1 protein-coding gene, 1 tRNA gene and 3 pseudogenes are annotated in these 2464 nt (G+C 62.9%); 4 read left to right on the top strand and 1 reads right to left on the bottom strand.

From position 1 onward, the window contains the following. Positions 1-543: 543 nt before the first annotated feature. A tRNA-Ser gene (locus tag ACFFII_RS11455) sits at positions 544-631 on the bottom strand. Positions 632-753: 122 nt separating this feature from the next. Here ACFFII_RS11455 and ACFFII_RS11450 point away from each other — a divergent pair. The 4 genes and pseudogenes from ACFFII_RS11450 to ACFFII_RS11435 all read left to right on the top strand — a co-directional run. Next, positions 754-960, top strand: coding sequence for a transposase (locus ACFFII_RS11450; protein ID WP_377699014.1), 207 nt, complete (start codon positions 754-756; stop codon positions 958-960). 63 nt (positions 961-1023) lie between these two features. After that, positions 1024-1982: pseudogene (locus ACFFII_RS11445) on the top strand (Mu transposase domain-containing protein); the annotation flags it as partial. After that, positions 1915-2301: pseudogene (locus tag ACFFII_RS11440) on the top strand (ATP-binding protein); the annotation flags it as partial. The pseudogenes ACFFII_RS11445 and ACFFII_RS11440, both read left to right, overlap by 68 nt. Positions 2302-2372: 71 nt before the next feature. Further along, a pseudogene (locus ACFFII_RS11435) lies at positions 2373-2464 on the top strand (IS5/IS1182 family transposase); the annotation flags it as partial.

Below are 2464 nucleotides of genomic sequence, written 5' to 3'. Positions count from 1 at the left end.
GGATCGTCCTTTTCATTAGGCGATCCACCTTATGCCCCTGTCTCAAAAGCCGGGACCACCTCAGAACGCTACGGGAATGACGGAGCGAGTTTAGCGCTCTGCTTGGGAGCGGGCGCTGTCAGTGGCTTGTCGGCGTGGAGCTTGCCAAGCCGGCTGCACGCACGGCCACAACCGTGGCGTACGGCCTGCGCGGCATCTACAGTGCTTTGCAGTGTCAGGGCTTCGTGCTGGTGCCTGGGCTCAGGCGCAACCCGAGCGGTGTGGCTGGGCGGTCGTCGCCCTGCTTGCGATCACTCTCTAGCGTGGCCGGTTCGATCGGCAGCGGCATCGCGAGCGGCGCCCACGGATCGGCCGATATAAGGGGCCTGTTCATGCGTCAGGTCCGCGACCGCGGGCGAAGCTGTGGCTTTACAGCACAAGAGGCAACTTCGACCATGGCCCACAAGCCTGCACACGCGTTTGAGCCTATGCGGTCGTAGAGAGGTCGTAGGAGATATATGAAAGACGCAATATATTGTAACTATAAAGAAAATTGTGTCCAAATGGCGGAGGCGGTGGGATTCGAACCCACGGTGGGTTGCCCCACGTCGGTTTTCAAGACCGGTGCATTAAACCACTCTGCCACGCCTCCCGCAGGGGGCCATAGCGTCCAGAGCCTCCGGGATCAAGCTGGCGCTTGGCGAGGCGCAGTGGCCTGCTGCGGGTTTCGTGGACACGACCATAGGATCGTGACCAAGGGACCGGAGACCACGCATGACAAGACGGAAGTTCAGCCGCGAGTTCAAGACCGAGGCTGTGAAGCTGGTGACCGAGCGCGGCGTATCGGCGGCGCAGGCAGCCCGTTACCTGGATGTCGCCGAGAGCGTGTTGCGGCGCCGGATGTGGGAGCTGCCGCGCCAGTTGCGGCGTTTCCAGGGAAAAGGCAAATGCGGGCCGATCTGGCCGAGATCGCGGCATTGAAGAAAGAGGTCGCTCGGCTTCGGGCGAAGCATGACATGCCTCAAAGAAAGCGGCCGCTTTTTTGTCGAAGCCGTCTTCACCGGCAAGGAACAGCTCTACAATCGTCGATTTCTGCAGATGTGCAGCCACTACCTTGTCCAGCCGTCGGACGGATCGTCCGACCCTGCACTCCCGCCTCGGGCTGGAAGAAGGGCCAGGTCGAGAACCAGTCGGGCTGGTGCGCGAGCGGTTCTTCACGCCCCGCTTGCGGGTCAAGAGCTTCGACGAGTTGAACGCCTGGCTGCTCGACAAGTGCGTGGCCCATGCCAAGGCGCATCGGCACCCCGAGCAGGTGGACCGGACCATCTGGGAGATGTTCGAGGCGGAGCGCCAGCACCTTGTGCCCTATGCCGGACGCTTCGATGGCTTCCACAGCGTCCCGGCTTCGGTATCGAAGACCTGCACGGTCAGGTTCGACAACAACAAATACTCGCTGCTCGCGACCGCAGTCGGCCGCCCCGTAGAGGTGCATGGCTATGCCGATCGGATCGTCATTCGCCAGAACGGCATCATCATGGGCGAGCATGCCCGCGTCTTCGGCCGCGGCCAGACCGTCTACGATCCGTGGCACTATGTGCCTGTTCTGGCGCGCGAACCGGGAGCTTTGCGGAACGGCGCCCCATTCAAGGACCGGGTGTTGCCCCCGGCGATGGCCGCTATCCGGCGCAGGCTGAAGAGCACGGACGACGGCGACCGGCAGATGGTCCAGATCCTGAGCTGCGTCCCGGAGGATGGCCTGCAGGCGGTTGAATCTGCCCGGCCCGCAAGGCGCTCGAGCAGGGCATTCATTCGGCTCCGGTCGTCATCAATATCCTGGCTCGCCACTGTAACCCCGCACCCGCAGCCATGCGCCTCACCCACGAACCCGTGGCCGACTGCGCGCGGCTCACGACAGCCTCCGGAGGACCAGCCAACATGGAGCGCACCCAAATCCTCGATCTGATGGGGACACTGAAGCTCTACAGAATGCGCAGCGCCTATGACGAGATCATGGCCAGCGGGATCAAGCGCCAGCATGAGCCGCCGCGCATCGTCGGCGACCTGTTGCAGTCAGAGATTGCCGAGAAGCCGGCGCGCTCGATCCGCTACCAGATGACAGTCGCAAAGCTGCTTCTGGCCAAGGAGATTGAAGAGTTCGACTTCACCGGCACGCCGATCAACGAAGGGCTGATCCGGGAACTGGCCGCCGGCAGCTTCGTGACCGATCAGCGCAACGTGGTCCTGATCGGCGGCACCGGCAACGGAAAGACCCATCTCGCGATCGCCGTCGCCCGCGCCCTCATTCGTACCGGCACGCGAGGCCCGATCTAGGGTCCTGACCCATTGATTTCAGGTTATGTGCGTGATGCTGAGGTGGCGAGGAGACCTGGCGCATGAGCAGCCTGTTCTGGCTGACAGACGAGCAGATGGCGCGTCTGCAGCCCTTTTTTCCCAAGAGCCATGGCCGTCCTCGTGTCGATGACCG

This window comes from Paracoccus niistensis (assembly GCF_042432925.1).
Taxonomy (GTDB): Bacteria; Pseudomonadota; Alphaproteobacteria; order Rhodobacterales; family Rhodobacteraceae; genus Paracoccus; species Paracoccus niistensis.
The sequence above is the reverse complement of the archived record's forward strand: the minus strand, read 5'-3'. Positions and strand labels throughout refer to the sequence as shown.

Coding starts and splice junctions, on each gene's coding strand:
- ACFFII_RS11450 (WP_377699014.1), top strand. CDS start 754: ATGACAAGACGGAAGTTCAGCCGCGAGTTCAAGACCGAGGCTGTGAAG.